The organism is Streptomyces sp. NPDC033180 (genome assembly GCF_055577645.1).
The window spans coordinates 1-19,819 of the sequence record NZ_JBVIPU010000019.1; the positions used below are offsets into that span (position 1 = coordinate 1).

Annotated in this window: 23 protein-coding genes and 1 pseudogene; 7 read left to right on the top strand and 17 right to left on the bottom strand. The window is 70.4% G+C overall.

Going from position 1 to position 19,819, the window contains the following annotated elements:
- Both ACZ5WE_RS34340 and ACZ5WE_RS34345 read right to left on the bottom strand, forming a co-directional pair.
- Positions 1–767, bottom strand: a 767-nt coding sequence (locus ACZ5WE_RS34340) for a maltotransferase domain-containing protein (RefSeq protein ID WP_467694547.1), incomplete at its 3' end; no start/stop codon positions are given.
- A gap of 71 nt (positions 768–838) precedes the next feature.
- Positions 839–1,042, bottom strand: coding sequence for a DUF5133 domain-containing protein (locus tag ACZ5WE_RS34345; protein ID WP_467694545.1), 204 nt, complete (start codon positions 1,040–1,042; stop codon positions 839–841).
- Positions 1,043–1,335: 293 nt separating this feature from the next.
- Here ACZ5WE_RS34345 and ACZ5WE_RS34350 point away from each other — a divergent pair, with 293 nt between their 5' ends.
- On the top strand, positions 1,336–1,854 hold the full coding sequence (locus tag ACZ5WE_RS34350) for a pep a2 (protein ID WP_467694543.1): 519 nt from the start codon (positions 1,336–1,338) through the stop codon (positions 1,852–1,854).
- Positions 1,855–1,959: 105 nt separating this feature from the next.
- A complete protein-coding gene (glgX, locus tag ACZ5WE_RS34355) occupies positions 1,960–4,065 on the top strand; it encodes a glycogen debranching protein GlgX (protein WP_467694541.1) in 2,106 nt (701 codons plus the stop codon).
- A 10-nt stretch (positions 4,066–4,075) separates the two neighbouring features.
- On the opposite strand, the gene ACZ5WE_RS34360 is transcribed toward glgX, so the two are convergent.
- The 10 genes from ACZ5WE_RS34360 to ACZ5WE_RS34405 all read right to left on the bottom strand — a co-directional run bounded on the left by ACZ5WE_RS34360 (position 4,076) and on the right by ACZ5WE_RS34405 (position 13,173).
- A complete protein-coding gene (locus ACZ5WE_RS34360; protein ID WP_467694540.1) occupies positions 4,076–4,825 on the bottom strand; it encodes a FadR/GntR family transcriptional regulator in 750 nt (249 codons plus the stop codon).
- A gap of 17 nt (positions 4,826–4,842) precedes the next feature.
- Positions 4,843–5,883: a D-erythronate dehydrogenase gene (gene denD, locus ACZ5WE_RS34365; protein ID WP_467694539.1), complete on the bottom strand. Its 1,041-nt coding sequence runs from the start codon at positions 5,881–5,883 to the stop codon at positions 4,843–4,845.
- On the bottom strand, positions 5,880–6,701 hold the full coding sequence (otnI, locus tag ACZ5WE_RS34370) for a 2-oxo-tetronate isomerase (RefSeq protein WP_467694537.1): 822 nt from the start codon (positions 6,699–6,701) through the stop codon (positions 5,880–5,882). Before otnI ends, denD begins: the two co-directional genes overlap by 4 nt.
- A 35-nt stretch (positions 6,702–6,736) precedes the next feature.
- Positions 6,737–8,041, bottom strand: coding sequence for an MFS transporter (locus ACZ5WE_RS34375; RefSeq protein ID WP_467694535.1), 1,305 nt, complete (start codon positions 8,039–8,041; stop codon positions 6,737–6,739).
- 49 nt (positions 8,042–8,090) lie between these two features.
- Complete coding sequence (locus tag ACZ5WE_RS34380) at positions 8,091–8,765, bottom strand: class II aldolase/adducin family protein (protein ID WP_467694533.1); 675 nt, start codon at positions 8,763–8,765, stop codon at positions 8,091–8,093.
- The gene (gene otnK, locus ACZ5WE_RS34385; protein WP_467694567.1) at positions 8,762–10,048 is read right to left on the bottom strand and encodes a 3-oxo-tetronate kinase; all 1,287 of its coding nucleotides are present in this window, start codon (positions 10,046–10,048) and stop codon (positions 8,762–8,764) included. The genes ACZ5WE_RS34380 and otnK overlap by 4 nt, the downstream gene beginning before the upstream one ends.
- A 19-nt stretch (positions 10,049–10,067) precedes the next feature.
- Positions 10,068–11,021 carry an L-threonate dehydrogenase gene (ltnD, locus tag ACZ5WE_RS34390; RefSeq protein WP_467694531.1) on the bottom strand — a complete coding sequence of 318 codons (954 nt, stop codon included), beginning with the start codon at positions 11,019–11,021 and terminating at the stop codon, positions 10,068–10,070.
- A gap of 178 nt (positions 11,022–11,199) precedes the next feature.
- On the bottom strand, positions 11,200–11,850 hold the full coding sequence (locus ACZ5WE_RS34395; protein WP_467694529.1) for a dienelactone hydrolase family protein: 651 nt from the start codon (positions 11,848–11,850) through the stop codon (positions 11,200–11,202).
- An 85-nt stretch (positions 11,851–11,935) separates the two neighbouring features.
- Positions 11,936–12,754: a cytochrome c oxidase assembly protein gene (locus ACZ5WE_RS34400; RefSeq protein WP_467694528.1), complete on the bottom strand. Its 819-nt coding sequence runs from the start codon at positions 12,752–12,754 to the stop codon at positions 11,936–11,938.
- On the bottom strand, positions 12,751–13,173 hold the full coding sequence (locus ACZ5WE_RS34405; protein ID WP_467694526.1) for a DUF2243 domain-containing protein: 423 nt from the start codon (positions 13,171–13,173) through the stop codon (positions 12,751–12,753). The genes ACZ5WE_RS34400 and ACZ5WE_RS34405 overlap by 4 nt, the downstream gene beginning before the upstream one ends.
- A gap of 204 nt (positions 13,174–13,377) precedes the next feature.
- Between ACZ5WE_RS34405 and ACZ5WE_RS34410 the strand changes: the two genes are divergently transcribed.
- The 3 genes and pseudogenes from ACZ5WE_RS34410 (at position 13,378) to ACZ5WE_RS34420 (ending at position 14,291) form a co-directional block, all read left to right on the top strand.
- The gene (locus tag ACZ5WE_RS34410; protein WP_467694524.1) at positions 13,378–14,049 is read left to right on the top strand and encodes an HAD family hydrolase; all 672 of its coding nucleotides are present in this window, start codon (positions 13,378–13,380) and stop codon (positions 14,047–14,049) included.
- Positions 14,049–14,187, top strand: a pseudogene (locus ACZ5WE_RS34415) (NADP-dependent oxidoreductase); the annotation flags it as partial. The gene ACZ5WE_RS34410 and the pseudogene ACZ5WE_RS34415, both read left to right, overlap by 1 nt.
- On the top strand, positions 14,169–14,291 hold the full coding sequence (locus ACZ5WE_RS34420) for a zinc-binding dehydrogenase (protein WP_467694565.1): 123 nt from the start codon (positions 14,169–14,171) through the stop codon (positions 14,289–14,291). The pseudogene ACZ5WE_RS34415 and the gene ACZ5WE_RS34420, both read left to right, overlap by 19 nt.
- 5 nt (positions 14,292–14,296) lie before the next feature.
- Here the strand turns inward: ACZ5WE_RS34420 and ACZ5WE_RS34425 are convergent, their stop codons facing one another.
- From ACZ5WE_RS34425 to ACZ5WE_RS34435, 3 genes are read right to left on the bottom strand one after another with little or no spacing between them, the layout of a single operon-like run.
- Entirely contained in the window at positions 14,297–14,674 is a 378-nt protein-coding gene (locus tag ACZ5WE_RS34425) for a toxin Doc (protein ID WP_467694523.1), read from the bottom strand.
- On the bottom strand, positions 14,674–14,913 hold the full coding sequence (locus tag ACZ5WE_RS34430) for a hypothetical protein (RefSeq protein WP_344521400.1): 240 nt from the start codon (positions 14,911–14,913) through the stop codon (positions 14,674–14,676). Before ACZ5WE_RS34430 ends, ACZ5WE_RS34425 begins: the two co-directional genes overlap by 1 nt.
- A 16-nt stretch (positions 14,914–14,929) precedes the next feature.
- Entirely contained in the window at positions 14,930–15,529 is a 600-nt protein-coding gene (locus ACZ5WE_RS34435; protein ID WP_467694522.1) for a winged helix-turn-helix domain-containing protein, read from the bottom strand.
- 62 nt (positions 15,530–15,591) lie between these two features.
- On the opposite strand from ACZ5WE_RS34435, the gene def reads away from it, so the two are divergent.
- Positions 15,592–16,236, top strand: coding sequence for a peptide deformylase (def, locus tag ACZ5WE_RS34440; protein WP_467694520.1), 645 nt, complete (start codon positions 15,592–15,594; stop codon positions 16,234–16,236).
- Between the two features lie 63 nt (positions 16,237–16,299).
- Here def and ACZ5WE_RS34445 read toward each other — a convergent pair whose 3' ends face one another.
- Entirely contained in the window at positions 16,300–17,628 is a 1,329-nt protein-coding gene (locus ACZ5WE_RS34445) for an aspartate aminotransferase family protein (RefSeq protein ID WP_467694518.1), read from the bottom strand.
- A 91-nt stretch (positions 17,629–17,719) separates the two neighbouring features.
- Between ACZ5WE_RS34445 and ACZ5WE_RS34450 the strand changes: the two genes are divergently transcribed.
- Positions 17,720–18,625: a LysR family transcriptional regulator gene (locus ACZ5WE_RS34450; RefSeq protein WP_467694516.1), complete on the top strand. Its 906-nt coding sequence runs from the start codon at positions 17,720–17,722 to the stop codon at positions 18,623–18,625.
- Between the two features lie 83 nt (positions 18,626–18,708).
- On the opposite strand, the gene ACZ5WE_RS34455 is transcribed toward ACZ5WE_RS34450, so the two are convergent.
- Positions 18,709–19,818: a WD40/YVTN/BNR-like repeat-containing protein gene (locus ACZ5WE_RS34455; protein WP_467694514.1), complete on the bottom strand. Its 1,110-nt coding sequence runs from the start codon at positions 19,816–19,818 to the stop codon at positions 18,709–18,711.
- Position 19,819 lies beyond the last annotated feature (1 nt).

Genomic DNA, 19,819 nt, shown 5'->3' on the forward strand with positions numbered 1-19,819 from the left:
AAGGTGGTGCCGATGGGGTGGATGGGCGGCAGGTAGACGACGTCGAAGCCCATCGCGGCGATGGCCGGGAGGCGCTCGGCGGCGGTGCGGAAGGTGCCGGACTGCGGGGGCTCGCCCTCGCGGACGACGGCGCCCTCCGAGCGCGGGAAGAACTCGTACCAGGACCCGAACAAGGCCCGCTCCCGCTCCACGAGCAGCGGCAACGGCGCGCTCTCGGTGAGGCGTTCGCGCAAGGGGTGGGCCGCCAGGAACGCGCGTACCTCCGGTGCCGTGGCCGCCGCCAGGCGGTCGAGCGGGGTGCGGGTGTCATCGCGCAGCAGACCGAGCGCCGTCCGCAGGGTGGAGCGCGCCGCGTCGTCGGGTGCCTGGTCGACGGCCCGCTCGAAGAGCTGGACCCCGTCTTCGAGGGTGACTCCGGTGTCCACGTCGGCGTGCACCTTGATCACCGCGTCGCGCTGCCAGGCGGCCATGGGGTCGGTCCACGCCGCGACGGTGAAGGTCCAGTGGCCGACCGCGTCCGGGGTGACATCCGTGGCCCACCGGTCCGTCCCCGCCTCCGTCTCCCGCATGGCCCGGCGGCGAGTGGTGCGGCCGTCGGGCGCGAACAGGACCGCCTCGGCGCCGATCACGGCGGAGCCCTCGGCGAACACGAGGGCCGTGACCTCGACGGCTTCGCCGACCACTGCCTTCGCCGGGCGCAGGCCGCCATGCACACAGGGCCGCACATCCTCGATGGGGATGCGGACGTGGCTGGGGTCCACCGACATGCTGTCCACCTCCGGGGTCCTCCGGTGCGTTGTTCGGCTCGACTTCGTTCCTTGCGGCTTCGTCTCCTGCGTCAGTCGCCCCGCGGCGGGCGTTCCGCGGCCTCGGCCGCCTCCCGCCCGCAGCGTTCGCTCGTCACCGCGCACAGTGCGGCCACGGCGTCCTCGAACCGCGCGCGCACCGCGGGGTCGCCGGGTGAGGCGAGGAAGCGGCGCTGCCACGCGCGGTACCTCACCAGTTGCCGATCGACGTCTTCTGTGGCGCGCTCCATCCGCATCGCACTCGACCTCCCGGACCCCCGCGACGGCGAGTCCCGGCGGGACTCGCGGGCCGTTCACGGAGGGGGAGCGCGCCGTCACAGCGGGTTTGCTCCCTCCCTCATGGTGCGAGGTGAAGCGCGCCCCGTCCTGTTGAACGCAGCGCGCTCGGCCGATCACTCTCGTGTTGCACGAATGGAGTAGAGGGGTGAAGGTGGTGCTGACTCTCAAGCGAACACTGCTCACGCTCTGTGCGCATTTCGGCTCCGTCGAAGCGTCAAAAGCGCGAGCTCCGCGGTGAGGAGCAACAACGATGAACCACCACGCAGTGCCCCGCTACTACCACCTCGACGTGGATCTGGTGCCTGAACGCGTCGGTCAGATCCGACGCATCCTGGCCGCCCATTTGAGGTACTGGGGGCTCCAACAGCTCGTTCCGGACGTGTCGCGGGGTGTCGGTCTCCTCCTGGAGCCGGCGGCACGGAACACCTCCGCGGGCCGGACCGCGATCGAGACATGGTGGACCGGACAGCATCTGATCACCGCGGTCTCGCACGGCGACCCGGCCACCGAGAGGGAGCACCGCGTCGAGCCGGACTTCCTGGCCGAGATCGCGGCGCTCAGTGACGGGTGGGGCAGCTGCACCGCCGCCGACAAGCACATCGTCTGGTTCTCGCTGCGCAGTCGTACGGAGGTCCGCGAACCGCTGGTCCCCAAGGGCCCGGCACCCATCACGATCGAGGCACGGCCCTTGCCCCGCGGCGTTCCGCAGCCGGTCGGCGTGGGTGCACCGGAGCGGACGACGCCCCTCGAAGTCGCCGGTCCCGCCTGACCGGACCGTGTGCGGCGGGTGCGCTCCCGAAAGGGCGCGCACCCGCCGCATGCCCGATGGTCGGACCAGGGGCACCAGCGGACGACGACGGGAGACCTTGTGCGCGTGTGGACCGGCCGACCCTTCCCGCTCGGCGCCACGTACGACGGCGACGGTACGAACTTCGCCCTGTTCAGTGAGGTGGCCGAGCAGATCGACCTCGTCCTGCTCGACGCGGACGGTGCCGAGCGCGCCGTGACGCTCACGGAGGCCGACGGCTCGGTTTGGCACGGCTACCTGCCGGACGTCGGCCCGGGCCAGCGCTACGGATACCGGGTGCACGGGCCGTGGATGCCCACCGCCGGTCATCGCTGCGACCCGGAGAAGTTCCTGCTCGATCCCTACGCCAGGGCGATCCACGACCTGGCCGACGACGGGCCGCGGAAGAGGGCGCCCGCTCGGGGCGCGGCGTCCCGCGACGGCGGCGGGCCGGCCGCCCTGTGCGGTGTCGTCGTCGATCCGTCCTTCGACTGGACCGGAGACAGCCCGCCCTCGCACGCCTACGCCGACTCGGTCATCTACGAGACGCACGTACGCGGTCTGAGCCGTACCCACCCCGGCGTCCCCGAAGAACTCCGCGGCACCTACGCGGGCCTGGCCGCACCGGCCGTCATCGACCACCTGACCTCCCTGGGGGTCACCGCGGTCGAACTGATGCCGGTGCACCAGTACGTCCAGGACGGATTCCTGCTCGACAAGGGCCTGTCCAACTACTGGGGCTACAACACGATCGGATTCTTCGCGCCGCATCACACCTACGCGGCCCACGGAACGCTCGGGCAACAGGTCACCGAGTTCAAGTCCATGGTGAAGGCCCTGCACGCGGCAGGCCTCGAAGTGATCCTGGACGTGGTGTACAACCACACCGCGGAGGGCAACGAGAAGGGCCCCACCCTCTCCTTCCGCGGCATCGACAACGCGTCCTACTACCGGCTGTCCGACGAGGACTTCAGTCGGTACTACGACACCACGGGGACCGGCAACAGCCTGCTGATGCGCCACCCCAACGTCCTCCAGCTGCTGATGGATTCACTGCGGTACTGGGTCACCGAGTGCCACGTCGACGGATTCCGCTTCGACCTGGCCGCCACCCTGGCCCGGCAGTTCCACGAGGTGGACCGGCTCTCGGCCTTCTTCGACCTCATCCAGCAGGACCCCGTGATCAGCCGCGTGAAACTGATCGCCGAACCGTGGGACCTCGGTGACGGCGGCTACCAGGTCGGCAACTTCCCGCCGCTGTGGTCCGAATGGAACGGAAAGTACCGCGACTGTGTCAGGGACTTCTGGCGCGGGGGCGAGCACACCCTCGCGGAGTTCGCCTCGCGCCTTACGGGATCCGCCGACCTCTATCAGCGCGACCGGCGCCGTCCGCGCGCCAGCGTCAACTTCATCACCGCCCACGACGGATTCACCCTGCGCGATCTGGTCTCGTACGACACCAAGCACAACGAGGCCAACGGCGAGGGAAACCGGGACGGCGAGAGCAGCAACCGCTCCTGGAACTGCGGCGCGGAAGGCCCCACACGCAACCCCGAGGTACGCGCCCTGCGCGCACGGCAGCAGCGCAACTTCCTCGCGACACTGATGCTGTCCCAGGGCATTCCGATGCTCGGCCACGGGGACGAACTCGGCCGCACCCAGCTCGGCAACAACAACGCGTACTGCCAGGACAACGAGACGTCGTGGATCGACTGGGACCTCGACGAGGAACGCGCGGATCTGCTGGACTTCACCCGCCGGGTGGTGGCACTGCGCACCGAACACCCGATACTGCGCCGCCGCCGCTTCTTCCGTGGCGATACCGTCACGCACCAGGGGCAGCCGCTGCCGGACCTGGTCTGGCTGCGCCCGGACGCAGCCGAGATGACGACGGCGGACTGGGACCGGCCCGACGCACACGCGGTCGCCGTCTTCCTCAACGGCGATGCCATCGCGGAACCGGACCGCGTCGGCCGGACCGTCGTCGACGATTCCTTCCTCGTACTGTTCAACTGCTATTGGGAGCCCATGGAGTTCCGGCTCCCCGATGCCACCTACGGATCGTGCTGGACGACCCTGCTCGACACGACCGAAGCCGCCGGCCCGCCGGACGAGACCGAGCACAAGGCGGATACGACCCTGAGCGTGGGCCCGCGGTCCCTCGTCGTCCTCTCCCGCCCCTCGGGCAGGTGACGCGAGCAGGTCACCGGTGGTCCAAGTCCACCTTGAGATCGTCCGTCTCCGTCCAGAAGCCTTCGTCCGCGTCCTGCAGCCGGGACGCCGCGTGCTTCATGTGCCGGCGTACGGCGCTGCGGGCCGCCTCCGTGTCGCCCGACTCGATGGCCGCCAAAATCGCGTGGTGCTCCACCCGCACCGCCTCGATGAAGTCGTCGCGCCGCGCCTCGTTGGCCCGCGTGACCCGGATGCCGCCGCGCATGACCTCGCCCAAGTACCGCACGGTCGAGACCATCACCGGGTTGCCCGTCGACTCGGCGATCGACTGGTGGAACGCCAGATCCTCGTCCACCCCGTCGCCGCCGCCCGCCACCGCCTCGTCGATCGCGGCCAGCGACTGCCGCATCCGGGCGACATCGTCCGCCGTGGCCCGGGTGGCCGCCAGGGAAGCCACCTCGCCCTCCATGGCGCGGCGGACCTCCACGATCTGCAACACCTTGGACTTGGTGCCGGAGGCCTCGGCCTCCAGATCGAGCGGCCTGGTGCGCCGGGGCATCACGAACACACCCCGGCCCTGACGTGGTTCGACCAGGCCCGCGTTCCGGAGCCGGGAGACGGCCTCGCGGATCACGGTGCGGCTGACGCCCAGCTGCCTGACCAACTCGACCTCGGTCGGCAGCTTGTCGCCCTCGGCGAGACGCCCCGACTCGATCTCCTCCGAGAGGATCGCGGCGACCCGGTCCGCGAGCCGAATGGGGCCACTCACCTTGGAGAACATGTTCATCAGTCTATCCGTCAGGCCCCGATCGCCCCGGCCGCGGGCAGCACACCGACGGCGACCGCCTCGGGGTGGTCCTCGACGTATGCCCGGACGACCGACTCGAAGCTTTCGTCGGGGCGCAGGCCGAGAGCTGTGGCGCGCGCGTTGTCGAAGACGGCCGGCCACGAGCCGACGAGGGCCTCGACGGCGGGGTCGGGCCTGATCGTCACCCGGTCGGCGACGGCATCGCCCGCCACTTGGCGCAACGTGCCCAGCATCTCCGCGACCGTCACCGTCAGCGCCGGAAGGTTGACCGGAAGCCCGCCCTCCAGCTCGCCGGTGCCGCTGCCGCGCCCGGCCTCGGCGATGCGCAGGATGCCCTCGACGGTGCGCCGCGGCGATGCCAGGGCGACCCGCAGGTCAGGGCTGACCGGGCAGATGGCCGGCAGGCCGGAAAGGGGCTCGCGGATGATGCCGGACAGGAAGCCGGAGGCGGCCGCGTTCGGCTTGCCGGGACGCACCGCGACGGTCATCAGGCGTGCCACGCGTCCATCGACGAAACCGCGCCGGGTGTACTCGGCGACCAGCTGCTCGCAGACGCGCTTCTGGGTTCCGTAGCTGGACTGCGGCGTCGGCAGCGTCGACTCGCTGACCACGGGCGGCAGCGGCAGCGCGGGGTCGGAGCCGTAGACCGCGACGCTGCTGGAGAACACCACCCGGGGTGTCGGCCCGCCGGCGGCAGACTGCGCGCGGGCGGCGTCCAGCAGCGCGCGGGTGGTGTCCAGGTTGGCGCTCATGCCGAGGTCGAAGTCGGCCTCGCACTCGGCCGAGACGGCCGACGCCAGGTGGATCAGGACGTCCACCGGCCGCGCGAAGATCTCGTCGAGGCGCTCGCTCAGGTCGCCCTGGACGACGTCCACGAGCGGGTCGGCGGCCACCGGCGCCGCGTCCGGCACGAACCGGTCGGCGAGCACCAGTTGGCCGATGGGCGCCCCGCACAGGGTCCGCCGCTCAAGCAGGGCGTCGGCGACCCGCCGTCCCAGGAAGCCGAAGCCACCGGTGATGACGATCCTCATGCGTTTTCTCCTCGGTCGTTCTTGAGCAAGCGATGGTTCTTGAGCCAGCCGAGCCCCTCAGTCGTACCGGCCAGCGGGAAGTACTCGCAGCCGATCCACCCGTCGAAGCCCAACTCGTCGATGACGTCGAAGAGATGGCGGACATCGAGTTCGCCCCGGTCGGGCTCGTGGCGGTCGGGAACTCCGGCGACCTGCAGATGGCCGACGCGTCCTGTGGGGAGGTCGCGGCGCAGTGTCGTGGTGAGGTCGCCCTCCACGATCTGGCAGTGGTACAGGTCGAGTTGCACCTTGAGATTCGCCGCGCCCACTTCCTGTACGAGAGCGTGGGCATCGGCCTGTTGGTGCAGGAAGTAGCCCGGCATGTCACGGCCGTTGATCGGCTCGATCAGGAGGTCGACGTTGACGGCGGCAGCCCGTTCGGCGGCCCACGCCAGGTTGGACAGGTACGTCGCGCGGTGCGCGGCTCGCTGGGTGGGGGCGGCTTCCGGTGGCAGGAGACCTGCCATCACGTGCACCTGGCCGCAGCCGAGCGCGTCGGCGTACTCCAGGGCCCGCTCGATCCCGGAGCGGAGCTCTTCCTCGCGGCCGGGCAGCGACGCGATGCCACGCTCCCCCAACTCCCAGTCGCCGGGAGGCGCGTTGAACAGCACCTGCCGCAGGCCGTGCTCGTCGAGCCGACGGCGCAGCTCGGCGGGTTCGTAGGCGTAGGGGAAGAGGTACTCGACGGCGTCGAAGCCGTCCGCCGACGCCGCGGCGAAGCGGTCGAGGAAGTCGTACTCGGTGTACATCATGGACAGGTTCGCGGCGAACCTCGGCATGCTTGCTCCTGTGATGGGGCCGGGACCGGACCCGGTCAACGGTTGACGACGTCCTTCTTGGTGGTCAGCACGGCGGCCGCGCCGATCACCAGACTCAGGGCAAGGACGTACATCGGGATGGAGGTCGAGCCCGTGGCGTCCTTGAGCCCGCCGATCATGTACGGGCTGACGAAGCCGGCGAGGTTGCCCACCGAGTTGATCAGGGCGAGCCCGGCCGCCGCGGCGGTGCCGCCGAGGAACGCGGTGGGCAGCGACCAGAACAGCGGCGCGCAGGTGAGCACGCCCGCCGCGGCGAAGGACAGAGCGATCAGGGACAGCACGGTCGACCCGCTCCAGCCGGCGGCCAGGGAGAAGCCGACGGCGCCCATGAGGCTGGGGACGACCAGGTGCCAGCGGCGCTCGCGGCGCTTGTCCGCGGAGCGTCCGAACAGGTTCATCGCGATCAGCGCGGCCACGAACGGCACGGCGCTGAGCACACCGATCGTGAAGTTGTCGTCGATGCCGGTCGACTTGACGAAGGTGGGCATCCAGAACGTCAGGGCGTACTGGCCCATCACGAAGCAGAAGTAGATGAGGCACATCAGCCACACCTTGGCGTCGCGGAAGCCGTCCCATACGCGGCCGTGCTTCTGGTGCGCGGTGTCCCTGGCGATCGCCGCCTCGACGATGTCCTTCTCGTCATCGGAGAGCCACTTGGCGCTGCGCACGCCGTTGTCGAGGTAGAACATCGTCGCGACACCGATGAGGAGCGCCGGAATCGCCTCGAGCAGGAACATCCACTGCCAGCCCTGCCATCCGCTGACCCCGTCGAAGGTGTCCATGATCCAGCCGGAGAGCGGGTTGCCGAAGATGCCGGCCACCGGGATCGCCGACATGAACATCGCGATGACGCGGGCCCTGCGGTGGGAGGGGAACCAGTACGTGCAGTAGAGGATCACACCCGGGTAGAAGCCGGCCTCCGCGGCTCCCAGGAGGAAGCGGAGCACGTAGAACGTCGTCTCGTTCGTGACGAACGAGAACGCCCCGGAGACAAGGCCCCACGTGATCATGATCCGGGCGATCCAGGTGCGCGCGCCCACGCGTTGCAGCATGAGGTTCGAGGGGACTTCGAAGATGAAGTAGCCGATGAAGAACAGACCGGCGCCAAGGCCGTACGCCGCTTCGCTCAGGCCCAGGTCGTCGGACATCTGCAGCTTCGCGAAGCCGACGTTGACGCGGTCCAGATAGGAGAAGACGTAACAGAGGACAAGGAAGGGGACGATACGGAGAACGACCTTGCGGAACACGGCGTTCTCACGGGCGAGATCGGGGGTCTCGGCCGTCTCGGTGGACGTGGACATGCGGAATCCTTACTGCGGCTCAGGGGATTCTCCGACGGGCGGCGTGCGGTCACCAGGAGGCGCCGAACACGTCCTTGAGTTCGTCGAGAGCGGGGGAGGGGAGCGGCTCGGGGCGACGGTCGGTCAGGAGCCAGAGGCGTGCCGTTTCCTCGAGTTCTTCGAGGACGGCGAGAGCGGAAGCGGCGTCCGGGCCCCAGACCACCGGGCCGAGACGGTCGAGCAGCACGGCCCTGATCGGCGTGCCTCCCGCCGCACGATCAGCGATATGGCCGGCCACCAGGTGGGCCACGCGGGGATCGCCGGGCCGGTGGTAGGGGATGAGCGGGACGTGCCCGACCTTCATGACGTAGTACGGCGTGAGGGGCGGGAGCACATCGTCCTGACTCCACACGCCGGCCAGGGTGAGCGCGACGAGATGCGTGGAGTGGGTGTGGATGACGAACCGTGCCGTGGGGTCGGCGGCACAGATACTCCGGTGCAGGGTGAGGGTCTTGCTGGCGCGGTCACCCGCGATCTGTACGCCCCCGGCACCGACCAGGGCGAGGCGCTCCGGCTCCAGGAAACCCAGGGCGGCGTCAGTGGGCGTGATCAGGTGGGAGTCGCCGAGCCGCGCACTGATGTTGCCGGCGCTCGCGTGGACGTACCCCCGGGTGAACAGGCTGGTACCCACACGGACGATCTCGGCGCGTGCCGCGGCCACTTCGGCGCTCAACGGATCGGTCATGCCCTTGCCCCGTCGAGGCGGGCGAAGGCAGCGGTGAAGAAATCGGGGCCGCCGAAGTTGCCGGACTTCAGCGTGATGTGGAGCGGGTCCCCGCCGGGCAGGGCCGCCGCACACCAGGGCACGCCGGGGTCGATCTGCGGTCCGATGCGCAGGCCCGTCAGGCCGAGGGCCTGGACCACCGCGCCCGAGGTCTCGCCACCGGCGACGACCAGCTGACGGACACCCAGCTCCACGAGCCCCCGGGCGACGCGGGCCAGCGTCTGCTCGACGAGCTCACCGGCCTCGGTGACACCGAGGCGGCCCTGGACGTTCCTGACCGCCTCGGGTGCCTCGGTGGAGTAGACGAGGACCGGCCCGTCGGCCAGCCGCGCGGCGGCGAAGTCCAGAGCCTGCGCGGCCACGTCCTCGCCGGCCGCGATCCGCAGCGGGTCCACGCTGAACGCGGGCCTGCCGCCGCGCAGGAACTCCCTGACCTGACCGTTGGTGGCGGTGGACACCGACCCGGAGACGATGGCCTGATGGCCGCCGGGCGGGGGCAGTTGGGCGGCGGCGGGGGACGGCTCGAACCCCCAGTTCGCGGGCAGGCCGATCGCCAGACCCGACCCGGCGGTCACCAGCGGCAGCCCCTTGACCGCCGCACCGAGCCGCAGAAGATCGTCGTTCGACACGGCGTCGACGATCGCGGCGCCGACACCCTCCCCGCGCAGCGTCTCGACGCGTTCCCGGATCGCCTCGGCACCTGCGGCGACCACGGTGTGGTCGATGAGACCGACCGGACGAGCGGTCTGCGCACCCAGCACGGACACCAGGTTGGAGTCCGTCATGGGCGTCAGCGGGTGATGCCGCATGCCGCTCTCGCCGAGGAGCACGTCGCCGACGAAGAGATGGCCCTTGAACACGGTGCGCCCGTTGTCGGGAAACGCCGGGGTGGCGACCGTGAAATCGGTGCCGAGGGCGTCCATCAAGGCCTCGGTGACGGGACCGATGTTGCCGGCCCGCGTCGAGTCGAAGGTCGAGCAGTACTTGAAGTAGATCTGCTCGGCGCCCGCGGAGCGCAGCCACTCCAGCGCCCGCAGCGAAGCCGTGACGGCCTCGGACGCCGGGGTGGTCCGCGACTTGAGCGCGATGACGACGGCGTCGGCGTCCGCGTCGACAGCCCCTTCGGTGCCGGTGGGCGGCACGTCGATCAGCTGGACGACGCGCATGCCCGCGCGCACCAGGTTGTTGGCCAGGTCCGTGGCGCCGGTGAAGTCATCGGCGATGCAGCCGAGTCGGAGTCCCACGTCGGGTCGGAGTTCCATGTCAGACCTCCTCCTGTCCGGTCGGCTCGCTGTCCGCGTCCTGTCCTGGCAGTTCGACCCCCGGGAAGATCTTGATCACCGCGCTGTCGTCCTCGCCGCCCAGGCCGGAGGCCGACGCCTGCAGGAACATCTGATGGGCGGTGGCCGCCAGGGGGAGCGGGAACTTCTCCGGCCGGGCCGCGTCGAGCACAAGACCCAGGTCCTTGACGAAGATGTCGACCGCGGAAAGGGGCGTGTAGTCACCGGCGAGCACGTGCGCCATGCGGTTCTCGAACATCCACGAGTTGCCGGCGCTGTGCGTGATCACTTCATAGAGCGCGTCGGCGGGTACGCCCGCCTTGATGCCCAGTGCCATGGCCTCCGCCGCCGCGGCGATGTGCACGCCCGCGAGCAGTTGGTTGACGACCTTGACCTTGGAACCGATCCCGGCCTCGTCGCCCAGGCGGTAGACCGTGCCGCTCATGGCCTCGAGCACCGGATCGGCGATCGCGTACGCCGTGGGAGCGCCCGAAGTCATCATGGTGAGCTGCCCACTTGCCGCCCGCGCGGCGCCACCTGAGATGGGAGCGTCCAGGTAGAGCACGCCCTGCTCGGCCAGCCGCCGCTCCAGGTCGGCGGACCAGGAGGGGTCGGCCGTGGAACACATGACATAGACGGAACCGGGCTGCAGCCGCTCGGCCGCGCCGCCACCGCTGAGGTCACCGAACAGGACCGACTCGACCTGCGCCGCGTTGACCACGACGCCGACCAGCACGTCGACACAGGCCGCCAGTTCACCGGCGGAGGTGAAGGCGGTGCCACCCTCCTCGGCGAAGGCCGAGGCCACGTCGGGGCGCAGATCATGGACACCTACATCGAACCCCGCGTCCCGCAGGCTCCGCGCCATGCCGAGTCCCATGGCCCCGAGCCCCACCACGCCTACGCGCGGCTGAGCCGGCCTGTCCTGGTCGTCCATGCCCATCCTCGTCTCGCTGTGCTGTGCCGAGCCGCCCCGGGTTGCTGCCCGGGGGTGCTGCCCGGCTCTGAATCCGTGCGGCGATCGGGTCATATGATGACCTGAGGATGTGGGATGGCGCACTGTGATGCCGGTCACATTCAGGGTGGCGTGCTCCTCCGTCAGTGGCCGGGGACGCTCAGATCTCCGCCTGCCCCATACCGGCGAACCACCGGGCCGCCACGGAGGCGGCCTCGTTCAACGCTCCCGGTTCCTCGAACAGGTGCGTCGCGTCGGGGATCACGCGCAGTCGGCTGAGGACACGAAGCCGGTTGGCCACTTCCCTGTTGAGTCGCAGGACCTCGGTGTCGCGCCCCCCGACGAGGAGCAGGACCGGGGCGTGCACATGGCCCAGCACGTAGTCTCCGGCCAGGTCGGGGCGGCCGTCGGGGCACACCACCGTGTCCACCAGGCCCGGCCTGGCGGCGGCGGCCCCGAGAGCGGCAGCCGCTCCCGTGCTCGCACCGAACAGACCGACCGGTAGATCGGAGACGCGAGGGGCGAGCCAGTCGACGGACGCGATCAGCCGATGCGTCAGCAGATCGACGTCGCTGTGCTGTCCGCCGGTTGCCCTGTCAGCGGCCGCTTCGTCGGCGGTGAGCAGGTCGATGCGCAGTGTCCCGAGTGCGGAGTCGTGCAGTGTGCCGGCCACGGCCCGGCTGCGGTGGTTGTGCCGGGAACTGTCGCTGACGTGGGCGAGGACGGCGACGCCGAACACTGTGTCCGGGACGGTCAGTTCACCGATGAGTGCCCCCTCGCCGCTGGGTACGGTGACGGTCTCGGACAGCATGTGACCTCCGGATTCCGGGAACGGGGTGCGTGCCGGGTACCCCTCGGGGCCTCCGGTACGCGGCGGCGGTACAGGGCGTACCTATTTACGAAGAAGCCGGGCGCGACCGAGAAGGTGGGCCCGATTGGGGCGCACCTGGACCCTCCGCGCTCGCGCGGTGGGTGCGCCGGGACCGGACCAGGGCTCGCCCCTCGGCCGCGTACCACTGGTGACCGAGCAGCACGGCCAGCGCGACGCCGACCACGTCCCCGCCGTAGTACATGACATACGACGCCAGGTGCAGGTCGGCCTCGGCGAAGGAGGTGCCGGGCGGGCCCGCGGCGTAGAGCGACTTGGCCAGGATGCCGTGCGCGGCCGACGCGGCAAGGAGAGCCCCGCCCCGCAGTGCGAATCCGGCGCGGTGGCGCAGCGGATCCAGGGCCAGGACGGCGAAGGCGAACAGCGTGCCGGAGGCCAGGAGGTGCACGCTGACGAGCGTGTCCAGCCACGGCCGGTGATGCGCGGCGGCCATGAGCGGCGTGCGGTACACCGCCCACAGCCCGGCGATGTGCAGGAGCGCGGCCAGGAGCGGCCACATGAGCAGGGCGGCGGGCCGGGAACGTACGCAGGCGAGAAGCCGCCGCCGAGGCCCCACCGGCAGTGCGCGCAGCGCCAACGTCACGGGCCGCCCAAGGACGAACAGCAGCGGCGCGATCATCCCGGTGCCCAGATGGACGGCCATGTGCCCGGTGAACGGCGGCCATTGGTCCCACGGAGCGGCGGCCGAGACCATGAGGGTCGCACCGCCCGCCCCGACCGCCGCGTCACGCCGGTGCGGCCAGCGGTCGCCGCGCCGACGCAGCTGCCGGGCCGCCGCCAGATAGCCGAGACAGCCCACGGCCACGAGAAGAACCACAGCCGTCATCGGCGGGCCCGGACCAGCAGCAGCGCTCCGGCGAGCAGGAACAGTACGGCGATCACGTTCCAGGTCCAGTCGTACGGCGCAAGCTCCACGCCGTAGCGGATCTGGTGCAGCTCCAGCGCCTTGTGCTGGAACGTGCCGTCGTACAGCTGGAAGCCGCCGAGCCCCAGACACAGGCCCGACCACCAGGCGGTGAGGTGGCGGGCGCCACGGCGCCACAGATCCGCGTACAGGAACAGGCCCGCCACCATCGCCAGCCAGCCGAAGGCATGGAAGATCCCGTCGGAGACCAGACCTGCCTCGCTCGACGCCTTGTCGTAGAAGTGGTGCCAGTGCAGCAGCTGATGGAACACCATCTCGTCGACGAACGCCGCGGTCCCGACGCCGACCAGTGCCCCGGAGAGCAGGGAGCGCCGCCTCAACGGTCCGCGCCCCTGTACCGCTCCGGCCGAACACGTTGCTGCTCACGGCGGTGGAACGTCATCCGGGTCTCCTCGGTGCCAGGGTGGGCAAACGGGTGGGACGAGCGGGAAGCGAGGCGCCGGGTACCCGCGAAGCGGAATGACAGGCCGCCACTTTTGCGCCACTGTGGAAGACCGGGAACAGAGATCGTGAAGGGAGCCCTCGTGAAGCGTGCCGCCCTGTTCGACGTCGACGGAACGCTCGTCGACACCAACTACCTGCATGTCACGGCCTGGTGGGAGGCCTTCCGGCAGGCAGGTCACCGGGTGCCGATGCGCGCCGTGCACCACGCCATCGGCCTGGGTGGCACCGACCTGATCGAACACGTCCTCGGCGATGACCGCGACCCGGAACAGGACGACACCATCAGCGCCGCGCACAAGACGCTCTACGGCACCCACTTCGACCGGCTCGAAGCCTTCGAGAACGCGGGGCAGCTGCTCCGTTCCCTCGCGGGTGAGGGGTGGACCATCGTCCTCGCCACCTCCGCGGGCGGCGCCGAACTCGACGCGCTGCGCGCCGCCGTCGACGCGGACGACGTCATCACCGCGACGGCGAGCGCCGACGACGTCGACGAGGGCAAACCCGCCGCGGAGCCCGTCTCCCACGCGCTCGACCTGGCGGGTGCGAAGGCGCGGGACAGCGTGTTCGTCGGCGACTCGGTCTGGGACATGAAGTCCGCACGTCGCGCGGGCGTCACCCCCCTGGCCGTGCTCAGCGGCGGCATCCCCCGGGACGACCTCTCCCGGGCCGGAGCGACTGAGGTGTACGACGACACAGCCCACCTGCTGTCCTCGCTCAAGAGCAGCGCGTTCGCTCGTCGGGGGAGCGAATGATGAGGGCGGCTCGTTCCAGTCGGTTCGGGGGCCCGGAAGTCCTCGAGATCGTGGATCTCCCCGACCCGCACCCAGGTCCCGGCGAAGCCCGGATCGCCGTGCGTGCGTCCGGCGAGTGACTGGAAGAAGCGCGAGGGCCACTCCCGGTCGCGCGGACCTTCCCACTCACGGAGATCGCGGCAGCGCACCGCGCGGGCGAGGGCGGTCACGTGCGCGGGAAGCTCGTGCTGCTGGTGGGGTGACCGGATCAGACCTTGTAGGACCTGATCCGGTCGGCGACCGCGTAGACGCTCATCCGGCTGTCACGGATCTTTCGGATGAGGTCGGACAGTGCTCCGTAGGGCGGATCGATGCCCTCGCCCGACTGGTCCATGTACTGGGCCGCGACTAACGCCGCGTACAGGCTGTTGCGGTAGGGCAGTGGTTCCAGGCGCACGATGGTGTGCAGCAGGGCGGCGGCACGCCAGGCGGCGTCCGGGTCGGCGGACTCCAGGGTCGGCAGCTTCGTCTTGTGGCGTGCGACCGCGGCGACCAGCGCGGAGTAGTCCGACACCGTCATGTCCTCGGGGGCGACAGCGAACTCCTGGACATCCAGGAGCCAGGACACGTCTACGTACAGAACCATCAGGCGGCCGCGGACCCCTCGTGACGGGCGGAGGGCGGAATCTCCTCGGGGTTGGCCGCGTCGAACTCGGCCCGCAGCCTGTCGGCCCAGGTGGAGGCGCCCGCGACGAACTTCTGGCGCTCCATTTCCCGTACCCCGAGGTCGTGCAGGTACTGCTTGAGGCTCTTGCCCTCGGCCGCCGCGGCCGCGCGGACACCCTTGAGCTCCTCGTCGGTGAAGGTCACGTTCAGAGACGGCATGCCTCCAAGGTACCAACTAGGTACCTGCCGGGGGAGTGCCTCCCCCGGTCGCATCGGGACCGGGCTGCGAAAGGAGGGGGAACAGCCGGGTGATGAGAGCCACCGGGCGGGCTCCGTCAGGCCTGGCGAGGGGGCGTTGCTCGCGGTCCTGGTAGGGAGCGAGCGCCCGGCGGACGGTGTCCGCGACCCGGCTCATCTCCTCCGGCGTCAGGTAGGCGATCGCGCTGAAGGCTTCGTCACGGCGCCATTCGGCCGGCGCCCCGTCGCGCTGGGCGAGCCATCGCTGCCAGCTCTCGTCCTCCAGGCCGCGGGCCAGGTCGCCGAAAGCGTCCCGCACGGTCCCGCCGTCCGTGGGGGCGTCCTGCCTGAGGCGCCAGGGGCGTGCGCGGCCCCCGTGGTGAGGGGCCTCCTCGATGCGTCCGTGACGTGCGAGCTGCCGGAGGTGAAACGAGCAGAGCCCCGAGCTGTAGCCCAGCCGGGCGGCGGCTTCGGTCGCCGTCACGGTGCCGACTTCGGCCAGCAGGTCCATCAGGGCCGTACGGACCTCGTGCTCGCGCAGGGCGCCACTCGTGCCGTCGCCGGTGGCGGGGGAGGAAGTGAGGTCATCTTCAGTCACTTTGCAAACTCTGCTACTTTGCAAAGGTCTTGGCAAGTCGCGGGAAGTGTGGGGAGACAGAGATGTCCGTCAGTCACGACCGGTTCGTCCGTGTGCAAGGCCGGCCCGTCGACACGTATCCCGCACTGCCACCGGAGGCGGAACGCGGTGCGGTGCGCCGGGTCACGGTGGTCGGCGAGGAGATCCTGAGCCGTCCGTGCCGGGAGGTGACCGAGTTCGGCACCGCGGAACTGTCGGCTCTCATCGACGACATGTTCCTGACGATGTACGTGGCCGACGGCGCGGGCCTCGCCGCCAACCAAGTGGACGTCGACCTGCGGCTGTTCGTCTACGACTGCCCGGACGACGACGGGATCCGGCACGTCGGCCACATCATCAACCCCGTCCTGGAGCTGCCCGGTCCGGGCAGCCGCCGTCTGGTCGACGAATTCGAGGGCTGCCTGTCCGTGCCGGGTGCGACCATGGCAGTTCCACGGACCGACCGTGCCCTTGTCCGTGGTCTCGACAAGGACGGCACCCCTCTCGTCATCGAGGGCACGGGCTACTTCGCCCGGTGCCTGCAGCACGAGGCCGACCACCTCGTCGGACACACGTATCTCGACCGGCTCTCCAAGCGGCACCGCAAGGACGCCTTGCGGCAGATGGAAGAGCGCCGCGAGGACGTCTTCGCGCAGCGCGAGTCCAACGCCGGCAGTCTGCGGCGTTGAACCAGCCGTCGGATCAGCCGTCGGATCAGCCGTCGAACCAGTCGTCGAACCAGCCGCTGAACCTCAGAGGGCGGCGCAGGCTTCGCCGATCGCCTGGTCAAGCATCGTCAGGCCGAGCGACAGCTCATCCTCGGTGGCGGTCAGTGGCGGCGCCATCCGCAACACCCCGCCCATACCGGGGAGTTGGACGATGTTCATATGCAGCCCGAGTTCGAGGCAGCGTCGGGTGACCAGCGCGCCCAGCTCGTTCGAGTGCTCCTTGGTGTCGCGGTCGACGACGAGTTCGAGCCCGGCAAGCAGGCCACGGCCGCGGATGTCGCCGACGACCGTGTGCCGCGAGGCGATGTCCGTCAGGCCTCGGTGGAGGAACGCGCCGAGCGACCGCGCCCGCTCGTCGAGCCTGTCGCGGCTCAGGACGTCGAGGACGGTGTTGCCGACCGCGGCCACCAGCGGGTCGGCGACGTGCGTCGTGAAGAACAGGAACCCGCGCTCGTGCGCCTCCTGCTCGATCTCGGCGCTGGTCACCACGGCGGCCAGGGGCAGCCCCGCGCCCAGCGTCTTGGAGAGCGTGAGGATGTCGGGGACGACGCCGTCGCGCTCGAACGCGTACCAGGTCCCTGTGCGGCACAGGCCGGTCTGGGCCTCGTCGAGGATCAGCAGCATGCCGCGTTCATGGCATTTGGCCTTCAGCGCCGCGAAGTATCCGGCCGGCGGCTCGATGATGCCGCCGGAGCTGAGGATCGGTTCGACGAGGCACGCGGCCAGGCTGCCGGTCGACTGGGCGTCGATCAGGTCGAAGGCGAAGTCCAGTTGGCGCCGCCAGTCCAGGGAGCCGTCGTCCGTGGTGAAGTCGGGCCGGTAGGAGTTCGGCACGGGGATGGCGAAATTACCGGGTGCTCCGGGCCCGTAGCCCTTGCGCCCCGCGCTGTACGTGGCTGACGCGGCAGCCTGTGTCATGCCGTGCCAGGAGCGCGCGAACGAGACGATCTCGTGCTTGCCGGTGACGAGCTTGGCCATCCGGATGGCGGCCTCGTTGGACTCGGCGCCGGTCGTCAGGAGCAGCGCCTTCTCCAGTGGCGCGGGCAGGGTGTCCGCGAGACGCCGGGCGAGGTCGACCACCGGGCGGCTGAGCATGCCGCTGAAGAGGTGGTCCAGGGTCGCGACCTGCTGCTGGACGGTCGCGACGATCTCCGGGTGCGAGTGGCCGAGGATCGCGCTCATCTGGCCGGACGTGAAGTCGAGGATCTTCCGGCCGCTCGCGGTGAACACGAAGCTTCCGGCGGCGCTGTCGATGACCTCGGGGGTGAACTCGCCGCCGTAGCGCACGAGATGCCTCTCGGCATCGGCCCAGAAGGTGTCGGTGGACGGCAGGGCGGTGGTCGAAGCGGTCATGCCGTCGACGGTAGGCGGCAGCCGAGCGACACGTCCATCTCACGATTCCGGCTTTCCTGTTCGGGAAAACCGCACAACAATGAGGGGCGTGATGAACCCCTGGAGGCTGCGGCTCCTCAGCCAGCTCGACACACTGGGCACCGTCCGGGCGGTCGCCCAGGCCGCCAACCTGAGCCCGTCGAGCGTGTCCCAGCAGCTGGCCGTGCTCGAGACGGAGACGCGCACGCAGCTGCTCGAACGCACGGGGCGCCGGGTGCGGCTGACCCCGGCCGGGCTGATCCTCGCGCGCCGGGCGCGGACGATCCTCGACCACATGAACAGCGTGGAGGCGGAGCTGCGCGGGTTCGGCGACGAACCAGCCGGCCTGGTGCGTCTCGGGGCTTTCCAGAGCGCGATCCACACCATGGCCGTGCCGGCGGTGGGCCGCCTCGCGCGCGAGCATCCGCACCTCGACGTCGAACTCCTCGAACTGGAGCCGCACGCGAGCATGCCCGCGCTGCGAGGCGGCGACGCGGACATCATCATCACGACCACGGACTTCGACGAGCTGCCACTCGGACCGGACCTCGACCTCGTGCCGCTGGCCACGGACCCGATCCTGCTGGTGGTCCCGCCCGGGCATCCGGCGGTCGGCCGCGGTGCCGCGGACCTCGCGGCGTACGCGGACGAGTCGTGGGCGTTCGACATTCCGCAGTCGTACATGGCCAATCTCGCGCTGCGCCTGTGCCGTCAGTCGAGCTTCGAACCGCGCGTGGTGTGCCGGTTCAGCAATTACATGATGACGCTGCAGCACGTCGAGGCGGGACTGTCGATCGCGCTGCTGCCCGGCCTAGCGGTCGACCGCCGCTACCGCGTCGCCACCAGGGAACTGGCCACTCCCGTGACCCGCTCCATCACGGCGGCGATCCGCCGCGGCTCACCGCCTCGCGCGGCGGTACGCGCCGTACTGGAGGCACTGCGCCACCATCCGGAACTGCCGCTGCCGGGAGGGGAGTGAGTCCCGGTCCGGGATGAACGAAGACCCGAGGTGACAAGGACGAGCAGCAGCGCCCTCTCAGCCGAACCGCACGGCAGCGCCTCTCAGCCGAACCGCAGGATACGCGGAGCGAAGGTGCCCTCAGGTCCGGCGGCCCTGCCGACCGACCACACCTTCGCCGTGCCCGGCACCGGCGCCAGGTGCAGCCGCGAGGAGTCGCCCTCCCCGCCCACCGCCGGTTCGCTGTACTCGGTGAACGACTGGCCGTTCCAGGAAAGGAAGTCCGGCCCCGGGACGAACGGCGGCCAGCTGCCCGGCGGGCCGTACTTCTGCGAGCGGACCACCGCGACCCAGGCGAGCTCGCCGGACGCGCCGGCCGCCAGTGAGCTGATCGAGCCGAAGTCGGTGGGCACGGCCACCCGACTCCACTTCTGTCCGTCGAAGCGGACCAGCAGGGGCGGAATCGGCTTGCCGACCGGGCCACCGACGAACCCGTCCGTGCCACCCGCCCAGACCTCTGTCGGCGAGACCGCGAGCACACTGCCCACGGCCGCTCGCGGGAATCCGTGCACGATCGTCTGCTGCCACTCCCGCCCGTTCCAACGCGACACGGCGGCGCCCGAGTTGGACTCGCCCGCGGCCCAGACGTCGTCGGCCGCCAGGATGTGCAGGCCGTACACGGCTCCCGGCGGCGCCGGCACCTCCTGCCAGCCGCGCCCGTCCCGGCGCAGCAACACCTGCGCGCCGTCCCGTGAACCGATCAGCCAGGTCTCGCCGCCACCGGCGACGACCTTGGTCAGCACGACACCGCCCGGGGGCCGGCTCTCGGACCAGGCGTCGCCGTCGTGGCGGAGCAGGCGGGCGCCGCCCGCCGAGTCGCGGCCGACCGCCCAGACCGCGGACGGTGAGGTCGCGGCGATGGACAGCAGCTCTCCCTGCCAGCGGACCCCGGGCAGATTCCGGCGCTGCCACGCGGTTCCGTCCCAGCGCAGCATCAGCGGGTAGCCCGGCGCCTCGCGACCGACGGCGTCGGTGCCCACCGCCCACGCCCGGCTCGGCCCGAACACCACAGCCTCGTTGAGACCGGCCTGGGGTCGTACCTGGGCCGGGACCGGAACGTGTTGCCAGGACTTGGTTTCCGCCGCGGCCGAGCTCATGACGGTGATGAGGGTCATGGCAACGGCGAGGGCCGCGACGAGAAGTCTGCGTACCATG